Consider the following 23,385-nt stretch of genomic DNA (forward strand, 5'->3'; position numbering starts at 1 on the left):
ATTGTTAAATGTTATAGTTGATAAGTCTGAATTTTGTATCAGGGGATAGGATTCAATTTGTGATTTAATTCTTTTTATAACAATTACTTAATTAACGTTTAGTGACTGAAATGAAAAAGATCAATTGCGTGATGTTAATCACAAAATAGGTGGTTAAAGAATGAGCGGAGTAAGCAAAAAATTTACATAAATTATGGGCTACAAAATGAGACTTCTTTTATAACCCACAATGAGTTAGCTGATTGAAGCTTTATAGAACTTAACCAGTATATTCGAACAGCTCGCACACTGATTTGAAGAGTTGCTCAGTCGTAATTGCCATGGTTGGCGTAATGAAAATGGTATCGTCACCCGCGACAACGCCAAGAATACCTTCGGATTTACCGAGTGAATCAAGCAAGCGAGCAATCAACTGTGCTGCACCTGGGCCGGTGTGAATTACCACTAACGCTGCATTACGATCGATGTCTAGTACCAGTTCACGCAGAGAGCTGCTGACTGTTGGGACACCTAGCTCAGCAGGAAGACAGTAAACCATTTCCATTTTTGCATTGCGCGTGCGGACGGCGCCAAATTTAGTCAGCATACGTGAGACTTTAGATTGGTTGATACTCTCAAACCCTTGCTGTTTGAGTGCGTCAACAATCTCGCCCTGTGAGCCAAAGCTTTCTTCTTTTAACAGGGCTTTAAAGGCGCGAACTAAGTTGTCTTGTTTTTCTGAATTGCGCATAGTCATTACAAATCTCTTATTACGGGTCAGCAATTTTGCATATTCTCGCATATATATTCAGGCGGTGCCAAAGAGTCCCAGGATTATGTTAGATGCGTCACTGTAAACTATATACCACATAGAATTCTTTAGCGCGCTGAAGTAGGGCTGTATCTGTTTTCTTGAATTCCTTGTCATTTCAACAGAATAAAAGAATAATCCAAGCCCCATTTGTAGCACGGTAACAGCGAGTTGCGCGAGGTCGCAAAGCTAGCGTTAATTGATTGTAATCAAGTTGTGATTCCGATAGCTTTATTTAAGTTGGTTACAAACTACCCTACGAATACGTTTATAAGAGAAATACTCTCAAGGAGAACTACATGAAAGTAGCCGTTATTGGTGCCGCTGGTGGCATCGGTCAAGCCCTGGCCCTTCTACTTAAGAACCGTCTTCCTGCTGGTTCTGATCTAGCCCTATATGATATTGCTCCAGTAACTCCTGGTGTGGCCGCTGATCTTAGCCACATCCCTACGCCAGTTTCTATCAAAGGTTACGCTGGTGAAGATCCTACTCCAGCACTAGAAGGCGCGGATGTTGTGCTAATTTCTGCTGGTGTTGCGCGTAAGCCAGGTATGGATCGTGCGGATCTATTTAATGTAAACGCTGGTATCGTTAAATCGCTAGCGGAGAAGATTGCGGTTGTTTGTCCGAAAGCTTGTGTTGGTATCATCACAAACCCTGTAAATACAACAGTGCCAATTGCTGCTGAAGTTCTTAAAAAAGCGGGTGTTTATGATAAGCGTCGTCTATTTGGTGTAACAACGTTGGATGTTATCCGTTCAGAAACGTTTGTTGCTGAGCTAAAAGACAAAGATCCAGGTGACGTTCGCGTGCCAGTAATTGGTGGTCACTCTGGCGTAACGATCTTACCTCTACTGTCTCAAGTGGAAGGTGTTGAGTTTACAGCTGAAGAAGTAGAAGCATTAACGAAACGTATTCAAAATGCAGGTACTGAAGTTGTAGAAGCGAAAGCGGGTGGTGGTAGTGCAACACTATCAATGGGCCAAGCTGCATGTCGCTTTGGTCTGTCTCTGGTTCGTGCTCTTCAAGGTGAAGAAGGCGTAGTTGAGTGCGCTTACGTTGAAGGCGACGGCGAACACGCGACTTACTTTGCGCAACCTGTGAAACTGGGTAAAGAAGGCGTTGAAGAAGTACTAAGCTACGGCAAACTCAGCGATTACGAAAAGTCTGCATTAGACGGTATGCTAGAAACACTAAATGGCGACATCAACATTGGTGTTGAATTCGCAAAGTAATCTAGAAAGCCTATATAAGAAGAAAGCCGATCATTTTGATCGGCTTTTTTGATCCTTGATTTCTCAACTTCGTAAAAATGGTCGAATAAAACCACGTAGTGAAGGAGAAGATGATGGAAGCGAGTCGAATCCGTAAAGGCATGGTTGTTGAGTGCCAACAAGGCGTCGGTACGATATTAGTGGTCGACCATGAAGCAGAGACGGTATTGTTGTCCAAACAAGGGACTGAACAGCAACTCGCCGTTAGCTTTGATGAAATAGAAGATGATCCACAACTGCATGGCGGTAGTGACAGATATTACTAGCGCCTCGGGGCGTCGTCATTAGGTATCAAACGTAAAAAAGGAAGAGCATGCTCTTCCTTTTTGCTATAAGTCTTGCGTTATGGGTAGCTATTGATTACTTCGTGCGTTGTACTGCGACATGAGCCAGAGTAACAAGCGCTTGTTTGTATTCAGACTCTGGCAACACTGATAGTTCAGCGATTGCTTTGTCTGCTTCTTCTAGAGCTTTTTGCGTTGTGTACTCCAGAGAGCCTGCTTTTTTCATGACCGCAAGAATTTCTTCTAAGCGATCCATGCCATTCGCTTTCTCAATTGCTTCACGAATCATGATGGCGTTTTCTGGTGTGGTATTACGCATAGCATGGAGTAGAGGTAAAGTTGGCTTGCCTTCGGCCAAGTCATCACCCACATTTTTACCCATGTCTTCGCCATCAGAAGTGTAATCCATGACGTCATCAATGAGCTGAAACGCAGTGCCTAGATACTTACCGTAATTTTGCATTGCAATTTCCACATGCTCAGGAGCGTCATTTAAGATCGCACCGATTTGAGTTGCGGATTCAAATAAGCGCGCAGTCTTAGAGTAGATGACTTGCATGTAGCTTTCTTCTGTCGTGTCAGGGTCGTTACAGTTCATCAACTGCTGTACTTCACCTTCGGCGATCACGTTTACGGCATTGCTCATTAGTTTAAGGATCTTCATGGATCCTAGTTCCGTCATCATCTGAAATGAGCGTGTATAGATAAAGTCCCCAACTAATACGCTAGCCGCATTGCCAAATGCTGCATTCGCAGTGGCTTTACCACGGCGCATGTCTGATTCATCTACCACGTCATCATGCAGCAAAGTCGCTGTATGGATGAACTCAATAAACGCAGCTGCCATTGTATGACCATTGCCTTGGTAACCAAGTGCACGGGCTGACAGTATCGCTAAAAGCGGTCTTAGACGTTTGCCTCCACCACTCACGATATAAAAACCGAGCTGGTTGATTAAAGAGACATCAGAATTAAGTTGGGCTTGAATTGTTTCATTCACTTTTGCCATGTCATCGGCAGTAAGCGCTTGGATAGTTTTAAAATCCATCGTATATCCGGCTGAAGTTAGACCCTGCAAGGCTTATTCGATTTATATAATTGTCGAATAATACACTAAAAAACGTTGATTAATACATTACTAAAGGGCATGATTGCCGCACTTTTCTTTGGCGATTAGCTTTTCGCCAATTTTTTCAAAATATGGCTTGTCATAGGAGCATCTATTCTGTAGAATCTGCGCCCTATTGATGATTAGTTTAGCGCACACCCTCAAGAAAGGCTGTGCGGAAAAAGCGGAGTAAAATATGTACGCTGTTTTCCAATCTGGTGGTAAACAACACCGTGTAAGCGAAGGTCAAACTCTTCGTTTAGAGAAATTAGACGTTGAAACTGGTGCAACTGTAGAATTTGATAAAGTTCTTCTTGTTGCTAACGGCGAAGACATCAAAGTTGGTGCTCCTCTTGTAGAGGGCGGCAAAATTGTTGCTGAAGTTGTACAACACGGTCGTGGCGATAAAGTTAAAATCGTTAAGTTCCGTCGTCGTAAGCACTCTCGTAAGCAACAGGGTCACCGTCAGTGGTTCACTGAAGTGAAGATCACTGGTATCAACGCTTAATCTATTAGGAGAGTTTAACAATGGCACACAAAAAAGCTGGTGGTTCTACTCGTAACGGCCGCGATTCAGAAAGCAAACGTCTAGGTGTTAAGCGTTTCGGTGGTGAATCTGTACTTGCAGGTAACATCATCGTTCGTCAACGTGGTACTAAGTTCCACGCTGGTAACAACGTAGGTATCGGTAAAGACCACACTCTATTCGCTCTTACTGAAGGTAAAGTGAAGTTCGAAGTGAAAGGTCCTAAGAACCGTAAGTTTGTAAGCATCGAAGCTGAGTAATTAGGTTTTTAACTAAATTACTTAATAGCTTTAAGCTGAATTCAAAAGCCCTGCCGAATCGGCGGGGTTTTTTATTTGTGGCAGTCGACATATCGAAGTTTCTCGCTAAGATCCTAAGCGATTTGAATCTGGGAGCTTAGATCTGTCATCTGCTAAAATTGTCGGATGACATAGTAAGATTTAATCCACGCACGAAGTAGTCGGAGTAAAAGATGAAGTTCGTAGATGAAGCGGTAGTAAAAGTTCAGGCTGGTGATGGCGGTAGTGGCGTTGTCAGTTTCTGGCGTGAAAAATTCATCACTAAAGGTGGCCCTGATGGCGGTGATGGCGGTGACGGTGGTGATGTTTATATCCAAGCCGATGAAAACCTAAATACCCTGATTGATTACCGTTTCCAGCGCTTCTACGAAGCTGAGCGTGGTGAAAACGGTCGCGGTGGTAACTGTACAGGTAAGCGTGGTAAAGACATTGTTCTTCGTGTACCTGTGGGTACGCGCGCTGTGGATATCCACACAAATGAAATCGTGGCGGAAGTTGCTGAACACGGTAAGAAAGTGATGATCGCAAAAGGCGGTTGGCACGGTCTAGGTAACACGCGTTTCAAATCTTCAGTAAACCGCGCGCCTCGTCAGAGAACATTGGGTACAAAGGGTGAAGTACGCGAAATTCGCCTTGAGCTATTGCTTCTTGCTGATGTGGGTATGCTTGGTCTACCTAATGCTGGTAAATCAACCTTTATCCGCGCAGTATCAGCAGCAAAACCGAAAGTCGCTGATTACCCATTCACGACGTTGATCCCAAGCTTGGGTGTCGTAAGTGTCGTACCAGAGAAAAGTTTTGTTGTTGCAGACATCCCTGGTTTGATCGAGGGTGCAGCAGATGGCGCTGGCCTTGGTATTCGATTCTTGAAGCACTTAGAGCGTTGTCGAGTGTTGCTGCACATGATCGATATTATGCCAATTGATCAGTCCGATCCGGTGCAAAATGCATTGACGATCATTGATGAACTAGAACAATACAGCGAAAAACTGGCAAGTAAGCCGCGCTGGTTAGTGTTCAACAAAGTTGATCTAATGCCTGAAGAAGAAGCGAATGAGAAGATCCAAGAAATCTTAGACGCACTAGGCTGGGAAGACGAGTACTTTAAGATCTCGGCGATCAATCGTAACGGTACTAAAGAGCTTTGTTACAAACTGGCTGACTTTATGGATAACCTACCTCGCGAAGAGGAAGAAGTGGCTGAAGAAGATAAAGTTAACTTCATGTGGGATGATTACCATAAAGATGCGATGGCGGGTAAAGACGTTATCACTGAAGATGACGACGACGATTGGGATGACTGGGACGATGAAGAAGATGACGGTCACGTTGTCTACGTTCGTGACTAATCAGAACGGTCAAACAATGCCTGTTTGCCTATAATTCATTAAGCCGCAATTATTTATTGCGGCTTTTTTTGTATCTAAATCATATTTAGGTGATGTGATTTACGGCACAATAACTGATACGTCGTGTTTTTTTGAGGGTTAGTTTGGCCCTCGCGCGTATGAATGAGTAACACCCTAAAAGGAATTAGACTTATTTATGACTCTAGAAACCATACCGCCTAGAGAGTTGGCGGTATCTACTCAACGATCGATTTCTCGTCTTGTCGCCCAAGCCGGACAAATGCTACTTGCTCATGGTGCTGAAAGTACTCTTGTGAGCGATATTATGCGTCGTATTGGCCTTGCTTGTGGGGTGAATGAAGTTGCGGTAGCACTATCAGCTAATGCATTGGTTGTGACGACGGTAATGGATGGGCATTGCATCACCACCACCCGAAGCTGCGCTGATCGTGGCATCAATATGCGCGTTATTACGCAAATTCAACGAATCTGTATCATGATGGAACGTGGTTTGCTCGATTCAACCATGGCGCAGAAAAAGCTGAACGCTATCAGTCCAGAGCGTTATAACCGCTGGTTGGTGGTGTTTATGATTGGCTTGTCTTGTGCGGCATTCAGTCATCTAGCTGGTGGTGATTGGGGAGTCTTCATAATGACCTTTTTAGCTTCAGCTGGTGGCATGATCGTTCGCCAAGAAATTGGTCATCGTCATTTCAACCCTCTATTGAACTTTGCTGCGACCGCTTTTGTGACTACCTTAATTTCAGCACAGGCGGAAATTTACCAAATCGGTAATCTACCTACCGTAGCAATGGCATCGTCGGTATTAATGCTTGTACCTGGTTTCCCACTCATTAACTCTGTCGCAGATATGTTGAAAGGCCACATTAATATGGGGATTGCTCGATTTGTGATGGCTAGTTTACTAACGTTGGCGACATGTTTGGGGATCGTTGCTGCGATGAGTGTAACTGGAATTTGGGGGTGGGCTATCTAATGAGTTTATTTGATTTGATGTTTGGCCTGTTGAATGACATGTTTTTTGCGGCGATTCCCGCCGTAGGATTTGCATTGGTTTTTAACGTGCCACAAAGAGCTTTAGTGTATTGCGCTGTTGGTGGTGCGATTGGTCATGGTAGCCGCTACTTGATGATGCAGTTTGGCATTCCTATTGAGTGGGCAACCTTTTTTGCCGCGACGTTAGTTGGGATGATTGGTGTGTACTGGTCTCACCGTTTTCTCGCGCATCCAAAAGTGTTTACTGTGGCTGCTTTGATCCCGATGGTGCCGGGTGTGTTTGCGTACAAAGCAATGATCGCTATGGTAGAAATCAATCATGTTGGCTACTCACCCGAGCTTGTCGCAACCTGTATGGAAAACTTTCTTAAGGCCATGTTTATTATTGCAGGTTTAGCAGTTGGTCTTGCGGTTCCAGGGCTGTTATTCTATCGCCGCAGACCTATTGTATAAGGACCTAACATGATCATTAGTATGATTGCCGCGATGGCCGACAATCGCATCATTGGCAAAGACAATCAAATGCCTTGGCACCTTCCCGCCGATTTCGCTTGGTTTAAGCGTTGTACCATGGGAAAACCGGTTTTGATGGGACGCAAAACCTATGAGTCTATTGGTCGCCCTTTACCTGGTCGCTTGAATATTGTTATCAGCCGTGATGAGACACTAAAGATCGAAGGCGTCACTACCGTAACATCGATTGAGCAAGCTTTGGACGTGGCTGGTGACGTGGAAGAAGTGATGATCATTGGTGGTGGTGCGATTTACGCATCTTGTCTGCCGATGGCCAATAAACTGTATGTAACACACATTGAAGCCGCGATTGATGGTGATACTCAGTTCCCAGACTGGGGAGATCAATTTAAGGAAACTTACTCAGAAATGTATCAAGCCGATGAGAAGAACGCCTACAACATGCGCTTTACTGTGTTAGAAAAGTAATTCGAGATTAACACCGCGTAGTTAATACGGTAATGCCGTTCGTATAGCAGCGAGCGGTCATCCCAACCTACCGTCATCCTGAAAAGCGACGAACGAGCGAGGTTCAGGATCCTCTATACGAGTACTTTGTTGTCAAAGGTATTTCTATCTATTCGCAGCGCGAGGATATTAGATTCCTCGTCTCGTTAAGGCTCGTTGGAATGACCCTACAGGAGGTGTTAAGTGACAAGTATTCTTCCTACTATGGATTATCGACTGTTATTCAGTGTTTAACTTAACGCATCCTGAGTAAAAATTTTCTTATCTTCCCAACGGATCATGGTCAGGCTTCCGCCCCAAACGCAGCCAGTATCTAGCCCGATGACTTCGTTGTTCATATAGCCTTGTAGTGCTGCCCAGTGCCCAAAGAGCACCGCTTTATTTAAGTGAATACGTTTGGGCACATCAAACCATGGAATAAGTTTGTTACCGGAAACTTGTTGCGGTGGCAATTTACAATCCATATCCAAACGACCATCAGGGAAACAAAAGCGCATCCGCGTAAAAGCATTGATAATATAACGGTATCGCTCCAAACCCTGTAGAGAGTCATCCCAAGAATCAGGTTGATTGCTGTACATGTTTTTTAATAGCCAAGGGAGCTTTCCACTTTGGATGATGCGCTCAACTTCACGGGCACACTTTCTCGCTGTTTTTAGATTCCACTGCGGTGATATGCCAGCATGACACATCACGAACTCGTCATGCTCGGCCAATAGAGGTTGCTGAGCTAGCCATGTCAGTAATTCCTCTTTGTCAGGGGCCGTGAAAATAGGTGCGGTTCTATCTTTGTCTTTGACCTTTTTTATCCCGTGAGCCACTGCGAGAAGGTGAAGGTCGTGATTACCAAGCACCACGATTGCGCTTGCGCTTGCGCCAAGTGACTTCACAAAGCGTAACGTTTCTAGTGATTTAGGCCCTCTGGCGACCAAATCACCAGCAAGCCAAAGTTGGTCTTTTTTCGCAGAGAAAGATACTTTTTCTAGTAGTCGCTGCAATTCATCAAAACAGCCTTGGATGTCACCAACAATATAGGTAGCCACTGAATCTCCAATTTACTAATTTAAAACATTTGGAACAGCCAAGCGAAATGGTTCGATTTCGGTGATGAACTCTTGCCCTTTCTCATCCAGCATTTTGTAGTGTCCTTGCATAACGCCGACAGGGGTTTCTAACGCGGTTCCGCTACTGTACGTGTATTCATCATTGCTTGGAATAAAGGGCTGCTGGCCTACCACTCCGTCACCTTCAACCGTCATTTGCTTGCCATTCGAGTCTGTGATTAGCCAGCGGCGGCTCACTAACTGTACGGTTTGCTGGCTAAGGTTTTTGATGGTGATGATATAAGCGAAAACGTAGCGTTGTAGCTCTGGGTTGGACTGTTCTTCGATGTATTTGGTGTGAACTTGAATTTTGATGCAAGGTTGAATGACGTCCATGTGCACTCCTCAGAAACGTAATATCCCAATAATAATAAGCCAAACCTACAAGGGTTTGGCTCATTGTTTGAGTTCTTAGTGCTGCGGGTTATCCGCAAGCCAGTTCGCCATTGCGACGAATTGTTCTAGCGTCAGGTTCTCTGGACGCATGCTTGGATTAACACCTAGTTCTTCTAGTACTTCTGTGCTTAACAACGATTTGTAGCAGTTACGAACTGTTTTACGACGTTGGTTAAAGCCTTCACGACAAACGCGATCGAGCAAACGCAGATCTTTCGCCGGGCATGGCAGCTCTTCGTAAGGTACTAAACGAACAACGGCAGAATCCACTTTCGGTGGTGGAACGAATGCCGTTGGCGGTACTTCCAGTACCGGTACCACTTTACAGTAGTACTGAGCCATTACCGTTAAACGGCCGTAAGCTTTGCTGCCAGGGCCGGCGGCTAAGCGGTTTACCACTTCTTTTTGCAACATAAAGTGCATGTCTTGAATGTCTTTATGGAACTCAAAAAGGTGGAACATCAATGGTGTAGAGATGTTGTACGGCAAGTTACCAAAAATGCGCAGCTTGTTGTTTGGCTTCACTAGTTGAGTGAAGTCAAAACGCATAGCGTCACCCTCATGGATGGTCAACTTATCTGCCAGTTCAGGGTGAGTACGTAGGCGTTCCGCCAGATCGCGGTCTAATTCGATAACTGTGAACTTATCTACTTCACGACCTACTGGCTCAGTAATTGCTCCAAGACCAGGACCGATTTCAACCAGGTTTTGACCTGGTTTTGGGTTAATCGCTGATACGATTCCATCAATAATGTATGGATCGTTCAGGAAGTTTTGACCAAAACGTTTACGCGCTTTGTGTCCTAAATGGACATCATTTCTCATTGTTTCTTCTCTACCAAATCTATCGCATGCGTGAGCGCTGTTCGGAAACTCCCTGTATCCGCTTGACCTGTCCCTGCCAGATCTAATGCAGTACCGTGGTCCACCGATGTTCTAATAAAAGGTAGACCAAGAGTAATGTTTACTGAACGACCAAAGCCTTTGTATTTTAATACTGGCAACACTTGATCATGGTACATGCCTAAAACAGCATCAGCATCATTTAAATATTTTTCATTGAAAATGGTATCAGCCGGCAGAGGGCCGATCAGGTTGATACCTTTTTCTTGTCGAATTTTTTCCAGTGTTGGAGTGATGGTTTCGATCTCTTCACGACCTAAGCAGCCATCTTCGCCAGCATGAGGGTTAAGCCCGCAAACGTAGATGTTTGGTTGTGCGATAGCAAACTTTTCTACAAGGTCTTTATGAAGAATATCGATGATTTTTTCTAATCGCTCTTCGGTGACAGCTTTGGACACATAAGCTAAAGGAATATGTGTTGTAACCAGCGCCACGCGTAGTCCTTCCGTTGCTAGCATCATTACGACTAGCGGCGTTTGTGACTTCTCGGCGAAAAATTCAGTATGACCACTGAATGCAACACCTGCGCGATTAATCACCCCCTTATGAACAGGGCCGGTGACAATAGCATCAAATTCATCATTCATACAGCCTAAAGCCGCTCTTTCTAGCGTTTTTAGTACATAGTGGCCATTCGCTTCATTGAGCTCGCCTGCGACCGCAGGTTCCGATATTTGGATATGGTCAACGATAAGCGTGCCCGCTTTTTGTGCTTTAGGTGCTTCTTCTGGATTGTAATCAGACAGTTGGACTTCGATGCCAAGCTGCTTGGCTCGCTCCGTCAGCATATTCTTATCGGCACAGACGACAATTTGGTGCGCCCAATCTTCTTTCGATAGGGCAAGCACTAAGTCTGGGCCGATACCCGCAGGTTCCCCTGCGGTTACGACAATTCTACGAATTGTATTAGTTGTCATTGTTGTCATCCACGATTTCAACAAACGCACTTGCGCGTAGCTCTTGCATCCATGCGCCCGCTTCTTCATTAAATTTACGATTAAATAGAATACGGTAAGCTTTGTTCTTCATCGCTGAGTCAGTGCGGTCAACTTGGCGACGATCCAACACTTCAACGATATGCCAGCCGTGAACGGTTTTGAACGGTTCGCTGATTGAGCCAACTGGCAGAGTTTCTACTTGGTGCTTGAATTCTGGCACGTAAAGATCTGGTGTTTGATAACCTAGTTCACCGTCTTGTGCTGCCGAGCCAGGATCTTGACTGTATTGTGTTGCCAATTGAGCGAACGTTGCTTCACCGGCTTTGATGTGGCGTACAAATTCATTCAGTTGCTTCTTCGCCCCTTCGTCGCTCAGAATCACGGTTGGTTTAATCAAAATATGACGCGCATTTACTTCCGTTACCGCAACCGTTTCTAGGCCTTTTACATCCTCTATTTTTAGGATGTGGAAACCAACGCCACTACGGAAAGGACCAATAATGCTGCCTTTGTTTTGCATCTTGATCTGATCAGCAAAGATGGTTGGCATCTCTTCTTTACGCATCCAGCCCCAGTCACCACCTTGTAAAGCTTTAGGACCTTTTGAGTAGGTGTAGGCCATCTCCGTAAAGTCTGCACCTTCGTTTAGCTTTTTCGCGAGCGCTTTAGCTTCTGCTTCTACAGCTGACTTTTCTTTATCGTCAGAGAAGCGCAGTTGAATGTGTCCAATTTTGTATTGAACAGTCGCATTGGTTTCTTGTGATAGTTGCTCAGCAAGGCTATCGACCTCTGCTGGAAGGATATTAATACGGCGACGAACCAGTGCATTGCGAGCTTCTGATGCGGCGATTTCCTTACGAATTTGTTCGCGGAATTCTGGGTAACTTAAACCTTCACTTTCTACAGAAGCAGTGAGTTGTTCTACCGATTGCTCATTATTACGTGCGATCTCTGCAATCGCTTGGTTTAAACGGTTGTCGTCAATACGCACACCAATACGGTCTGCTTCTTGGCCTTGCAACGTATCAATGATAAGTTTTTCAACGACTTGTTCTTTTAACACGCTGGTAGAAGGTAAGCTCTTTCCACTTTGACGAGCGTTGGCTTGCAGCGTTTTCATCGCTGTTTCGATGTCGCTTTGTAGAACTACACCGTCATTCACGATGACCGCAACCTTATCGATCTCTACTGGTGCTGCAACCGCTCCGCAAGAGAGTAGGGTCGTGAATAAGATTGATTTCCAAATTTTCATTTAAAATTCCGTCAGTATTTTTGAATAGGCGTCTTATTCATTTAAGACGCCTATTTTGATTAATTGTTCAGATAGAATGGGCGGCCGTACTTAATCGCGTTGTCAGAACCATCCAGTTCTTTGACAGCAGTGTCTTCACGCTGGTTGGTCGCAAAGCCTTGAATACCGAAGTTAACGCTGAAGTTATTTTCGTATTCAGGTGATGCCCCGGTGCTGCCGATAGCTTGGTCTTCCCAACCAAGCAATTGGTTTGAGTAAGTGACGCCAATGTACCAACAGTCAGATTGGTAACGTAGGCTCGCTAACCATTCTAGGTCCGCATTTTCATTGAGGTCGTAGTAGTATTGACCACTCGCAGACCAGTTCGGGTTGAACTCGTAGGCCGCTACAATACCTGCTTGAGAAATACCTTTACGAGTAATTGTGTCTAGGTTTTCGAGAATGATCGTATCTTCGATGTATTCACGCGTAACGTAGCGATAGTTACCCTGAATAAAGCCGCCGTTGAATTGGTATTCCAAGGTACTGTTTGCCAACTGCATGGAGCTCAAATCAATATCGTATTGAATTCCACCGTGATAGAACAAGTAATCGTTGTAGTTGAAATCAGCTTCAATCGCCCATGATGAGTAATTGGTGGTCTCATCCGGAAGGTTTGGGCTGTTGCTCAGTTTGGTCTTTTTATCGAAGTAGTAAATCTGACCAAATGAAACGTTAAGACGCTCTTTATAGTCATCATCAAAGAAGCGAGTACTCGCACCGTAGCTTAACTGGTTCGCCGAGGCGATTTTATCAATGCCACTGTACTTACGACTGCGGAATAGCCCGTAGTAGTCGGTTTGTAGCAAGGTGGTATCGTAGTTGTAGATGTTGGTTTGATCTTCTTCAGGTACGTACAAGTACTGTAGCTGAGGCTCCAGTGTTTGTGTGTAGCCCTTGATCCAGCTTGTATCTCGCTCTAAGTAAAGTTGCGCATGCGTACGGAACTCAGGAATAACACGAGAAACTTCATCATCCAACTGGTTTTGCAAGTTTACATCTGTCAAACCCGTTAAGTCTTGAGAGTAATACGTAGAGAGCACACGCGCTTCTGTTGTCCACGTTGCCCATGAGTTTGAGAGTGGTAATGTAAGCCCTGGTTCAATGTGAACACGGGTCGCATTTGGTCGCGCAGCATCGCTGGTATCGAAGCGGCTCACTTGGCTCTTCACGTCAAAGTTAAGGTAATCTCCCCACAACGGCGTGTAGTAGTTCAAGTCTAACTGAGGAAGCAGGCGATAAGGGCGGTTCTCTTCTTTCAATAAGATTTGGAAGTCACGAACGGTTAACGAGGCATCCCAGAAGTCAGAACGATATTGTACTTGTCCTTCTTGAACCAGTTGACCATCTTCACGGTTACCAATGTCGGAGTCGAGATCGAGGAAGTAATCAATATCACTCACTTTTGAGTAATCGACTTTGACTATCCACTGTTTATTGATGATACCGTCGTGTTTAACTTGGTAGCCCCAACGAGACTCGTCCTGATATTTGCGATCACTATTGAGGTATTCGCCTTTGATTTCTCCATTTCCCCAACCATCTGTTAGGTAGCGGAAGTCAGTATCGAGTTTTGTACCACGTTGCTGCATATAGAGCGTGGTGAGTGTCATGTCATATTGAGGCGCGATGTTCCAATAGAATGGCACCTCGACTTCCATACCATCACTAGAACCGTACGATAAAGAAGGGAAGAGGAAACCCGTTTTACGCGTATCTCCAATTGGCATGGTTAGATACGGCACATAGAAAACAGGCACATCTAACACTTCAAATCGAGGGTGGTGCAGCGTTGCTGTCTCTTCATCTTGGTCAACATCGATGCCTGACGCAACCAATCGCCATGAATTATCGCCTTGAGGGCACGATGTGATAGAGCCGTCTTCGAGTTCATAAACCGACTGACCTGTGCGAGCGATATAGGCTGCAGTGCCTCGGCCTTGTTGGCAAAGGAACTGATAATCGGTGTTCTCAAGTGAAAACGTATCTTGATTAATGTCGTTAGTAACACGATCAGATCGAGCTTTGACTTGGCCGTCATTGAAAGTCACGTTGCCTTCGGCAACCACGACGTTGTCTTGTTGGTGCAGCGTTACGCTATCTGCGGTAATTTTCTTCTGGCCTTGGGTGACTTGTACATTACCTGAGTACTGAGCTTTGTCACCATTGATGGCTTGCAGGGTGTCAGCTTCTACCACTACTGGGGTATTAAGAGCGTCCTCCTCGCCACTTGTATCGACCAAACATTGATCTGTGGCGGGCATTTCCTGCACACTATCATGGATATTCGCTTCAGCTTGAGTGGTGGGTACAAACAAGGCGGTGCTGATAGAGGCCGCTAAAAATGTGCGGGAGAAATGTTGCATTGAATTGAACTTTCCTGTGTCACTACTACTCGATGGCTATAGGGCTTGTTGTACCCTAGCGTAATAGCCAAATGAATCAACTATAGTCGCATTTATCCCAGCGTATTGATTCACTGTGGCATAATGACGACAAAATAGCTGCAAAGATAAGCAGGCGAAATGGCCTAGCCGAAATAAAACTAATTCCATTATCATAAAGGAAATCGTTGCATCCGGCACTATAAGACCGCCGTCGTCGATAAAAATTCATTGATAGAGAACACATAATGCATATTTTTGGCAAAATTCTGGGTGCCTTTTTTGGCTTGTTACTTGGCGGGCCGCTAGGTTTACTCTTTGGCTTATTTATTGGCCATCAATTCGATAAAGCACGTCGCTTGAGTCAAGCCGGGTTCTCTACTGGCGGCTTTGGAAAAGGGCCAAGTCAAGCTCAGCGCCAAGAAGAGTTTTTTAAAGCGGCGTTTGCGGTAATGGGACATGTGGCAAAAGCGAAAGGCCAAGTCACCAAAGAGGAAATCCAACTGGCTTCAGCCATGATGGACCGCATGAATTTGCATGGCGAACAGCGTCGCGCAGCGCAAGACGCGTTTCGTGAAGGTAAAGACAGCGACTTTCCGTTAGAAGATGTTCTTGTTCGTGTGAAAATTTCGACAGCTGGTCGCTTTGACTTGTTGCAATTTTTCTTAGAGCTGCAAATCTCGGCGGCCTTTGCAGATGGCTCGATCCACCCGAGTGAACGAAATGTACTACACAAGATTGCACGTGGTTTGGGTTTCTCTTCTGAGCAATTAGAGCGTCGTTTGCAAATGCAAGAAGCCGCATTTCGTTTCCAAAGCCAGGGCGGTTTTCATGGTCAGCATCAACGCCAATCTTCAGGTGGTAGCTGGCAACAAGCTTCACAAGCGGATCAGTTGGCCGACGCGTACAAAATTCTGGATGTGTCTTCAGATGCAGACAGTAAAACCGTTAAGCGTGCTTATCGTAAACTGATGAACGAGCATCACCCGGACAAATTGATGGCTAAAGGTTTACCACCAGAGATGATGAACGTCGCGAAAGAGAAATCTCAAGAGATTCAAAACGCTTACGATCTTATTAAGAAGGTTAAAGGCTTTAAGTAGTCGGACGTTTTCTATCAAACATTTGGATGTAAAAAAGGGCACTCAGTGCCCTTTTTTTCATGTCTTAGTCTTTGAGTTGCCGGTGTCTTTAGCTTTTGGCCTATTATGTCCCTAATGCTAATTGACCTCACATCCCCCCAGTTTAGTTGGCTTGATTCAAGTCCCAATCGTATTCGTATTTCACTTTGTCAGAGAAGTTTTTGTATTGCGGAGCATACTTTGCGATGTGTTTGAAGATTTGTTTTTCTCCACCAAAGTCCGTTGCAAACCAATCATAAATAGAAGACAGCTGTGCCGTGTTACCTTGGATAGATACGCCTTTGCTGCTGTTGATAAATGTTTTGGCGGCACTATCCAGTAGAGCTTGCGTGTTGTCAGCAGTGAATGCTTGAGATTGCAGATTAGGGCATCCTAGGCTGGCACAGTTAACCGCGTAATGCGTTCTTGGGTCATTCCAAATTGGACGCAAAATTCGATGTTCAATATCGTTTAAAGTTAGATCCTTCCCATTGACCACGACCACATCGTCTCCCCAAGGACCAAAGCTAAATAAACCACCTAGCTTGGTGATTGATTCGACTGGATAGTTATCCAAAATAAGATCTACCGTGATGGCGTTGTAAAGGTTTACCCAATAGGCATATTGCTCTGCTTGGTTGTATTGTAGAGGGTCTAGTTTTGCCAAACGCTGGATGTATTGTTTCAGCTTAGTTTTATCGACAGAGGAGACTTGGCTATAACGAAACAAGGTATTCTCGCCTTGTTCAACTAAATAAGTATCGAGCAGTTGTTGCCATTCTTGATGAGAAATTTGGGTTTGGTTGGCTTGATTCGATTGTTTCCAATATGGCCATAAGTCGGATTTAGGCGCGGACAATGTCGAGAAAGAAACCAGAGCACACAACAGCAATAACAGACGCTTCATAGAGATACCTTTGAATGAGATATTGTTGATAGTGTAGACCAGTTTAGTGCTTGTTTTCTTTCAGTAATCAGTGGCCTTTATTCGCTGTCATTCCGAGGAGCATAAGCGATATCAGGAATCTAATACCCACAAACTCTTGAGTAAAGACAGTATGAATCTGTACAGTGCGCTCTGGTAGTCGATCCTGAATCACGTTCCTTCGTCGCTGTTCAGGATGACGAATTTCAACAGAGGCGTTCGGTATTCTGTAAGCAAAGCGATATGAGATCAGTCACCCAAAACAAATCAAGGGCCGACAATTGCCAGCCCTTGATTTGTGTATTTACTAACGCGTCTTAACGCAAGAAGCTTGGAATATTCGCTTCGTACTCAGCAATCTTATCTTCGTGTTGAAGGGTTAGGCCAATGTTGTCCAAACCGTTTAGCAAGCAATGACGACGGAACGAATCGATTTCAAAACCATATTCTTTGCCGTTGGCACGAACGACATTCGCTTCTAGGTCGACCTCGACTTCTGCACCTTCATTTGCCTCAACAAACTGGAAGATTTCATCCACTTCTTGTTCAGTCAAACGAACTGGCACCATTTGGTTGTTGATCGAGTTGCCGTAAAAAATATCGGCAAAGCTTGGTGCGATCATCGCTTTGATGCCGTAATCCGCTAGTGCCCACGGTGCGTGCTCACGAGATGAGCCACAGCCGAAGTTTTCACGAGCCAGCAAGATAGACGCGCCTTGGTAGCGAGGTGCGTTCATCACGAACTCTGGATTTGGCTGTTCGCCAGCATCGTCTAGGAAGCGCCAGTCATGGAATAGGTGCTTACCAAACCCTAGGCGGGAGACCTTTTGTAGGAACTGCTTTGGAATGATGGCATCAGTATCAACGTTCGCTGCATCTAGAGGAACAACTAAGCCTGTGTGTTGTTTAAAGCCTGACATTGGTTTGCTCCTTAGTCTAGTTCACGAATATCTACAAAGTGACCAGCAATTGCTGCTGCCGCTGCCATCGCAGGGCTCACTAGGTGGGTACGGCCATCACGACCTTGGCGGCCTTCAAAGTTACGGTTTGAAGTAGACGCACAACGTTCATGTGGGCCCAAACGGTCATTGTTCATTGCTAGACACATCGAGCAACCTGGTAGGCGCCACTCAAAGCCCGCTTCTTTAAAGATAACGTCCAAGCCTTCCGCTTCTGCTTGCGCTTTTACTTGCTCAGAGCCAGGAACGATCAGCGCTTGAACGTGAGGCGCGACTTTGCGACCTTTCGCTACTTCAGCGGCTGCGCGCATGTCTTCGATACGTGAGTTAGTACAAGAACCAACGAAGACTTTATCGACGTTGTAATCAGACAATGACTTGCCTGCCTCTAGGCCCATGTAAGCCAATGCTTTTTCTGCCGATGCCTTTTCTACTGGGTCGGCAAAGCTTTCTGGTGCTGGGATAGGTTGATCTACCGCGATCACTTGGCCTGGGTTAGTACCCCAAGTGACTTGTGGTTTAATGTCTGCTGCGTTTAGCGTCACGACTGCATCAAACTGAGCATCATCGTCAGTTTTTAATGTCTTCCAGTATTCTACTGCTGCATCAAAGTCGGCACCTTGAGGTGAGAATTTACGGCCTTTGATGTATTCGAACGTGGTTTCATCTGGCGCAATCAAACCGGCTTTCGCACCTAGCTCTATCGCCATGTTACATACGGTCATGCGGCCTTCCATTGAAAGGTCAGTGATCGCTTCACCACAGAATTCAACCACGTAGCCTGTACCGCCAGCTGCTGTAGTTTCACCGATGATTGCTAGCACGATATCTTTCGCCGTGATACCCGGAGCCACTTTGCCTTTTACTTCGATCTTCATCGTTTTGGCGCGCGCTTGTTTTAGCGTTTGAGTTGCTAATACGTGCTCAACTTCTGATGTACCAATACCAAAAGCGAGAGAGCCGAATGCACCGTGTGTAGCCGTGTGCGAGTCACCACAAACAATGGTCATGCCCGGTAGGGTAATACCAAGCTCTGGGCCCATAACATGCACAATACCTTGGTATTTATGGTTGATGTCGTAAAGCGTAACGCCAAACTCTTCACAGTTTTTCGATAGCGTTTCCATCTGGATACGAGCCATCTCACCGGATGCGTTGATGTCTTTGGTGGTTGTTGAAACGTTGTGGTCCATGGTGGCAAAAGTTTTGCTGACCTGACGCACCTTACGACCTTTTTCACGCAAGCCGTCAAATGCTTGCGGAGACGTCACTTCATGTACCAAGTGACGGTCGATGTACAAGATTGGGTTTTCCCCTTCTGCTGCGACGGCAACGTGTGCGTCGTAGACTTTTTCGTATAATGTTTTGCCCATTGTTTGCTTCCTTTCCTCGTCGCCTTTGCCGCAATAACTGCGTTAGCGACACCCATTTATCCAGTTATTTAGCGAACTAAACGCCTTAATATAAATGGGCTTGCTGCCTTGCTATTGCACCAATGACTTAGAGGAAAGCCATTGGTTGACCGAGGATTTAGTATTTATTATTAATCTGTTTTGTATTAAGAGTTTAAGATGTACTCAGCGATCTTATCGCCCATCTCAGACGTCGAAAGTGCTGGGTTGTCACCAGCAAGATCGCCCGTTAGCTCCCCAGCTGAAAGTGCTTTTGATACTGCGGCTTCAATGTCTTGCGCCGCAGTTTCTTCACCTAGGCTGTAACGCAGCATCAGTGCTGCTGATAGGATTTGCGCCACAGGGTTAGCAATATTCTTACCTGCGATATCGGGTGCACTGCCACCTGCTGGCTCGTACAGACCGAATTTGCTTTCGTTTAGACTTGCTGATGGCAACATACCCATAGAGCCTGTGATCATCGCACATTCATCAGAAATGATGTCGCCGAAGATGTTTGAACACAGCATTACGTCGAACTGAGCAGGGTCTTTGATAAGCTGCATAGTCGCGTTATCAATGTACATGTGTGACAACTCGACATCTGGGTAGTCTTTTGCGATTTCTTCGACTACTTCACGCCATAAGATAGAGCTTTGTAGAACGTTCGCTTTGTCGATAGAGCACACTTTCTTGCGACGTAGACGAGCAGAGTCAAAAGCGATTTTTGCAATACGTTCGATCTCAAAGCGGTGGTACACCTCAGTATCAAATGCTTTTTCTGTTGCGCCTTCACCTTCACGACCTTTCGGTTGGCCGAAGTAGATACCACCCGTCAGTTCACGGACTACCACGAAGTCAAAGCCGCGACCCGAGATGTCTGCACGTAACGGTGAGAAAGCTTCAAGACCTGAGTGAATTTGCGCTGGACGTAAGTTACAGAACAGTTGGAAGTGTTTGCGTAGTGGAAGTAGGGCACCGCGTTCAGGTTGGTCGTTTGGTGGTAAGTGCTCCCACTTAGGGCCGCCAACCGAGCCGAATAGGACTGCATCAGACTCTTCACATGCTCTTATTGTGCTCTCTGGAAGTGGGCAACTGTGGTTGTCGATCGCGATACCACCGACATCATGCTCGTCACGCTCAAACGCAATACCATGTTTCTTTTCGATTGCATCCAATACTTTATGTGCCTGCGCCATTACTTCCGGGCCAATGCCGTCACCGGGTAGGACGGCAATTTTGTACGATTTGTCTGTCATGTTAATCCTTTAAGTTTTCTAATTTTGAGCTTAATTATTTCAACGAGCGTGTTCTTTCCTGAGCCGTGTAGCCCGGTTGTTATTACACAGTCGCAATCTTTTTCTGCTTCATTTCTTCGATTTTATCTGCACGATGAATGCTGTTAATAACGTGCAATAATGCTTGGCCGGAAGCCTCAACGATATCGGTAGAAACGCCCGTACCGTGGTATTTACGACCTTTGTAGTTGGCAATGATGTCTGCTTGACCCAAACCATCTTCACCTTCACCTTTCGCGGTTAGGTCGAATTTATCCAGTACGATGTCGTAGCCTGTCACGCGGTAGATACATTGGTATAGCGCATCAACTGGGCCATTACCGACTGCCGCTTCACACATTTCTTCATCGCCACATTGCATTTTGATGCTGGTGGTGGCCATTACGCTGCCCGATTGCACGCTTAGGTAGTTCAGTTTGTAGAAGTCATCTTCTTCACGCAGGTTCGAGAAGTGCATTAGGGCCTCTAGATCGTAATCGAACACTTGGCCTTTGCGGTCGGCAAGTTTCAAGAAGTCCGCGTATAGAGCGTCTAGGTTGTACTCGTCCTCGTTGTATCCCATGGTGTCCATGTGGCTCTTCACGGCTGCACGACCACTACGGCTGGTTAGGTTTAGTGCTTGGTTTTTAAGGCCAATCGACTCAGGGGTCATGATTTCGTAGGTATTCTTATTCTTTAACATGCCATCCTGGTGGATACCTGAAGAGTGACTAAAGGCATTCGCGCCCACAATCGCTTTGTTGCTCTGAATTGGCATGTTGCATAACTGGCTCACCAATTTACTGGTGCGGTGAATTTCATCATGTTTAATGCCAGTGTGAACGCCCAAGAACTCTTGACGCGTCTTGATGATCATTGCGATCTCTTCAAGAGAACAGTTACCTGCTCGCTCACCAATGCCATTGATGGTGCCTTCTATCTGACGCGCGCCGGCTTGAACGGCGGCAATAGAGTTGGCAACTGACATCCCCAAGTCGTCGTGACAGTGAACGGAGATGATCGCTTTATCAATGTTTGGAACGCGGTTGAAAAGGGTTTGAATAATGCCACCAAACTCGCTTGGTACTGTGTAGCCAACGGTATCTGGAATGTTGATTGTGCTCGCACCTGCATTGATGGCAGCTTCTACCATGCGACATAGGTTGTCGATAGGAGTACGACCTGCATCTTCACAAGAAAACTCGACATCATCGGTGTAGTTACGCGCATGTTTAACGGCGTTGACCGCCATTTCAAGTACATCGTCGTAGCTGCGGCGTAGTTTGTCTTCTACGTGAATGGTGGAAGTAGCTAAAAACGTGTGAATACGGAATTGGTCGGCCACTTTTAATGCTTCAGCGGCGGCATCAATATCTTTCGCAACGGCACGCGAAAGGGCACAAACTCGACTGTTTTTGATGTTTTTTGCAATGGTTTGTACCGACTCGAAATCACCAGGTGAAGAGATTGGGAAGCCAGCTTCGATAACATCAACGCCGAGTCTTTCCAGCGCATAGGCAATTTGCAGTTTTTCTTTAACCGTCAAGCTTGCTGACAACGCTTGCTCGCCATCACGCAATGTGGTGTCGAATATAATGACCTGATCGTTCATGTTTGCTTCCTTCCTGATTTCTGCACTTTACGTGCAAGTTAATCGTTTACTTCCAGTATTTAGATATAAAAAAACCCGCATTCTCATGCGGGTTCTTAGAAATTGGTGTGGTTATTTTTCTTCCACAGCCTACCCGCGCGAACTGGTCACGATCAGGAGGAGGCTAAGCAGAATAGAAAAATGAGCTGACATAGTTGTTAAGCTTTCCACATAATTAAGTTAACAAATTAGTACCGCACTCCATGGAGCGCGTCAACCCTAAAGTCGATTTTTTATTCATATCGGATGAGTCTTTTCATTTACTCGAGAGAAATGATGCGCTAAGTGAAACTGCATGGTGCGATAGAAACGTGCTAGAAGAGGCAAGTTCTCATCAAGTTTGCGACGTTTCATTACCAAAACAAACATTGGGATTGCGACTTGTCACACAAAGGCCCGAATTGTTTGGCAAAAGTTTTGAATGACCATTTATAGTAGTGCAGTTGCACTAGGTAAAAAGAAGGGTTAAGGAATAATGAGGTTAGCAAAACAATTTGGACGTTCAGCCGCAGTATTTACTCTGGTCAGCTTATCGGGTTGTCAGCTGTTTCAATCTCAAACCTATATGGCAGAGATTTCCCCTGTTGCTATTAATGATCACTCTCAGAGTGTCATGGTGATTAATGATCAAATGGATCGATTCTTGAGCTACGAGGGACGTGAGTCGTTTTTGAATCAAATGCTCGTTGCTCTTGAGTCGGACAGTCGAGATAAATTTAAAGGCAAAGATCCGGAAACCTATTCGTGGTGGAAGATCCGAGTGCAACCTAGTGAGAAACAACAAGCGGAAGTATTCCGACCAACAGCTGACGGTGTGGATACCTCAAACCCATTTGAGTTTATGGATGTCTCCTATCGCTCTAAGACCACATTAAACCTGCGATCCAAGCCGAGCCTAGAAGGAGAAAAGCTTGGCGTGTTATCGAAAGGGGAAGTTTTTAATGTGTTGGCAAAAGTGGTGGATCAACCTTGGTTTCTCGTTGAACAGAAAGGCGTGATAAAAGGTTACGTCCATAGGGATTATGCGCGCAGCAATGTGGTAAATCGTGACATTCTTTCTACACAGCCTAATCCTCTTTTAGAGTCTGCTTCGAGCACAACTGAGCAAACGGGCATAGAGCATGAACTGTCAGGAAATTACACTTGCCGCTCCCTTAGCTACGAGCTGACAAAAGATGGCGACATGACGATGGGCTCTTTGCGCGCCTGTCGTAAGAAGAGAAAAGTCTGGTATATCGATACGCCTCAACCGCAGCAAGCAAACCCTTCTTAAGCGTTCTCTCCTATGATTGTGCTCAATAGATTATTGGGCACACCCTAATTTGGCATTTGTCATTAATTGTCCAAACTCCCGTCATGCAGTTGTCACCTAAACCTCCTACTTTTCACACAACGGCGTTGTCAAAGTAAGGAAAGGC

At 45.4% G+C, this 23,385-nt stretch carries 23 protein-coding genes; 10 read left to right on the forward strand and 13 right to left on the reverse strand.

Annotation, left to right across the window (positions count from 1 at the left end; translation table 11 throughout):
• Window positions 1-259: 259 nt before the first annotated feature.
• A complete protein-coding gene (gene argR / locus R7P36_RS11055; RefSeq protein WP_005379659.1) occupies window positions 260-730 on the reverse strand; it encodes a transcriptional regulator ArgR in 471 nt (156 codons plus the stop codon).
• 359 nt (window positions 731-1,089) lie between these two features.
• Here argR and mdh point away from each other — a divergent pair, with 359 nt between their 5' ends.
• Window positions 1,090-2,025, forward strand: a complete 936-nt coding sequence (mdh, locus tag R7P36_RS11060; RefSeq protein ID WP_005379660.1) for a malate dehydrogenase — start codon at window positions 1,090-1,092, stop codon at window positions 2,023-2,025.
• 113 nt (window positions 2,026-2,138) lie between these two features.
• Window positions 2,139-2,330, forward strand: coding sequence for a hypothetical protein (locus R7P36_RS11065; protein WP_005379661.1), 192 nt, complete (start codon window positions 2,139-2,141; stop codon window positions 2,328-2,330).
• Between the two features lie 94 nt (window positions 2,331-2,424).
• Here the strand turns inward: R7P36_RS11065 and ispB are convergent, their stop codons facing one another.
• On the reverse strand, window positions 2,425-3,396 hold the full coding sequence (ispB, locus tag R7P36_RS11070) for an octaprenyl diphosphate synthase (protein ID WP_047101929.1): 972 nt from the start codon (window positions 3,394-3,396) through the stop codon (window positions 2,425-2,427).
• Window positions 3,397-3,652: 256 nt separating this feature from the next.
• On the opposite strand from ispB, the gene rplU reads away from it, so the two are divergent.
• The 6 genes from rplU to folA all read left to right on the forward strand — a co-directional run bounded on the left by rplU (window position 3,653) and on the right by folA (window position 7,589).
• Entirely contained in the window at window positions 3,653-3,964 is a 312-nt protein-coding gene (gene rplU, locus R7P36_RS11075) for a 50S ribosomal protein L21 (protein ID WP_005383096.1), read from the forward strand.
• A 20-nt stretch (window positions 3,965-3,984) separates the two neighbouring features.
• Window positions 3,985-4,242 (forward strand): 50S ribosomal protein L27, encoded by a 258-nt coding sequence (gene rpmA, locus R7P36_RS11080; RefSeq protein ID WP_005383095.1) that lies wholly within the window; start codon window positions 3,985-3,987, stop codon window positions 4,240-4,242.
• A 212-nt stretch (window positions 4,243-4,454) separates the two neighbouring features.
• Complete coding sequence (gene cgtA, locus R7P36_RS11085; RefSeq protein WP_005383091.1) at window positions 4,455-5,630, forward strand: Obg family GTPase CgtA; 1,176 nt, start codon at window positions 4,455-4,457, stop codon at window positions 5,628-5,630.
• Window positions 5,631-5,826: 196 nt separating this feature from the next.
• Window positions 5,827-6,627 (forward strand): threonine/serine exporter family protein, encoded by an 801-nt coding sequence (locus R7P36_RS11090; RefSeq protein ID WP_005379664.1) that lies wholly within the window; start codon window positions 5,827-5,829, stop codon window positions 6,625-6,627.
• On the forward strand, window positions 6,627-7,100 hold the full coding sequence (locus tag R7P36_RS11095) for a threonine/serine exporter family protein (protein WP_005379665.1): 474 nt from the start codon (window positions 6,627-6,629) through the stop codon (window positions 7,098-7,100). Before R7P36_RS11090 ends, R7P36_RS11095 begins: the two co-directional genes overlap by 1 nt.
• Window positions 7,101-7,109: 9 nt before the next feature.
• Window positions 7,110-7,589, forward strand: coding sequence for a type 3 dihydrofolate reductase (folA, locus tag R7P36_RS11100; protein WP_017820272.1), 480 nt, complete (start codon window positions 7,110-7,112; stop codon window positions 7,587-7,589).
• A 269-nt stretch (window positions 7,590-7,858) separates the two neighbouring features.
• Here the strand turns inward: folA and apaH are convergent, their stop codons facing one another.
• The 6 genes from apaH to lptD form a co-directional block, all read right to left on the reverse strand.
• Window positions 7,859-8,671 (reverse strand): bis(5'-nucleosyl)-tetraphosphatase (symmetrical) ApaH, encoded by an 813-nt coding sequence (gene apaH / locus R7P36_RS11105; RefSeq protein ID WP_213899444.1) that lies wholly within the window; start codon window positions 8,669-8,671, stop codon window positions 7,859-7,861.
• Window positions 8,672-8,686: 15 nt separating this feature from the next.
• Window positions 8,687-9,067 carry a Co2+/Mg2+ efflux protein ApaG gene (gene apaG, locus R7P36_RS11110; RefSeq protein ID WP_005379668.1) on the reverse strand — a complete coding sequence of 127 codons (381 nt, stop codon included), beginning with the start codon at window positions 9,065-9,067 and terminating at the stop codon, window positions 8,687-8,689.
• 75 nt (window positions 9,068-9,142) lie between these two features.
• Window positions 9,143-9,952: a 16S rRNA (adenine(1518)-N(6)/adenine(1519)-N(6))-dimethyltransferase RsmA gene (gene rsmA, locus R7P36_RS11115; protein WP_005379669.1), complete on the reverse strand. Its 810-nt coding sequence runs from the start codon at window positions 9,950-9,952 to the stop codon at window positions 9,143-9,145.
• Window positions 9,949-10,947, reverse strand: a complete 999-nt coding sequence (gene pdxA, locus R7P36_RS11120; RefSeq protein WP_005383085.1) for a 4-hydroxythreonine-4-phosphate dehydrogenase PdxA — start codon at window positions 10,945-10,947, stop codon at window positions 9,949-9,951. The genes rsmA and pdxA overlap by 4 nt, the downstream gene beginning before the upstream one ends.
• Window positions 10,937-12,220 carry a peptidylprolyl isomerase SurA gene (surA, locus tag R7P36_RS11125; protein ID WP_213899445.1) on the reverse strand — a complete coding sequence of 428 codons (1,284 nt, stop codon included), beginning with the start codon at window positions 12,218-12,220 and terminating at the stop codon, window positions 10,937-10,939. The genes pdxA and surA overlap by 11 nt, the downstream gene beginning before the upstream one ends.
• Before the next feature lie 59 nt (window positions 12,221-12,279).
• Window positions 12,280-14,625, reverse strand: coding sequence for an LPS assembly protein LptD (gene lptD / locus R7P36_RS11130; RefSeq protein ID WP_005379673.1), 2,346 nt, complete (start codon window positions 14,623-14,625; stop codon window positions 12,280-12,282).
• A gap of 266 nt (window positions 14,626-14,891) precedes the next feature.
• Between lptD and djlA the strand changes: the two genes are divergently transcribed.
• Window positions 14,892-15,746 (forward strand): co-chaperone DjlA, encoded by an 855-nt coding sequence (gene djlA / locus R7P36_RS11135; protein WP_033906031.1) that lies wholly within the window; start codon window positions 14,892-14,894, stop codon window positions 15,744-15,746.
• A gap of 142 nt (window positions 15,747-15,888) precedes the next feature.
• Here djlA and R7P36_RS11140 read toward each other — a convergent pair whose 3' ends face one another.
• From R7P36_RS11140 to leuA, 5 genes are all read right to left on the reverse strand, one after another.
• Window positions 15,889-16,671, reverse strand: coding sequence for a DUF547 domain-containing protein (locus tag R7P36_RS11140; protein ID WP_213899446.1), 783 nt, complete (start codon window positions 16,669-16,671; stop codon window positions 15,889-15,891).
• Between the two features lie 335 nt (window positions 16,672-17,006).
• Entirely contained in the window at window positions 17,007-17,609 is a 603-nt protein-coding gene (gene leuD / locus R7P36_RS11145) for a 3-isopropylmalate dehydratase small subunit (protein WP_005383071.1), read from the reverse strand.
• An 11-nt stretch (window positions 17,610-17,620) separates the two neighbouring features.
• A complete protein-coding gene (gene leuC / locus R7P36_RS11150) occupies window positions 17,621-19,021 on the reverse strand; it encodes a 3-isopropylmalate dehydratase large subunit (protein WP_005379681.1) in 1,401 nt (466 codons plus the stop codon).
• A gap of 185 nt (window positions 19,022-19,206) precedes the next feature.
• Window positions 19,207-20,298 (reverse strand): 3-isopropylmalate dehydrogenase, encoded by a 1,092-nt coding sequence (leuB, locus tag R7P36_RS11155; RefSeq protein WP_318122140.1) that lies wholly within the window; start codon window positions 20,296-20,298, stop codon window positions 19,207-19,209.
• Window positions 20,299-20,380: 82 nt separating this feature from the next.
• On the reverse strand, window positions 20,381-21,928 hold the full coding sequence (leuA, locus tag R7P36_RS11160; protein ID WP_006742733.1) for a 2-isopropylmalate synthase: 1,548 nt from the start codon (window positions 21,926-21,928) through the stop codon (window positions 20,381-20,383).
• A gap of 514 nt (window positions 21,929-22,442) precedes the next feature.
• Here leuA and R7P36_RS11165 point away from each other — a divergent pair.
• Window positions 22,443-23,240: an SH3 domain-containing protein gene (locus tag R7P36_RS11165; RefSeq protein ID WP_005392261.1), complete on the forward strand. Its 798-nt coding sequence runs from the start codon at window positions 22,443-22,445 to the stop codon at window positions 23,238-23,240.
• Window positions 23,241-23,385 lie beyond the last annotated feature (145 nt).

Origin of the sequence: Vibrio sp. 397 (genome assembly GCF_033339395.1) — a bacterium.
Taxonomy (GTDB): domain Bacteria; phylum Pseudomonadota; class Gammaproteobacteria; order Enterobacterales; family Vibrionaceae; genus Vibrio; species Vibrio alginolyticus.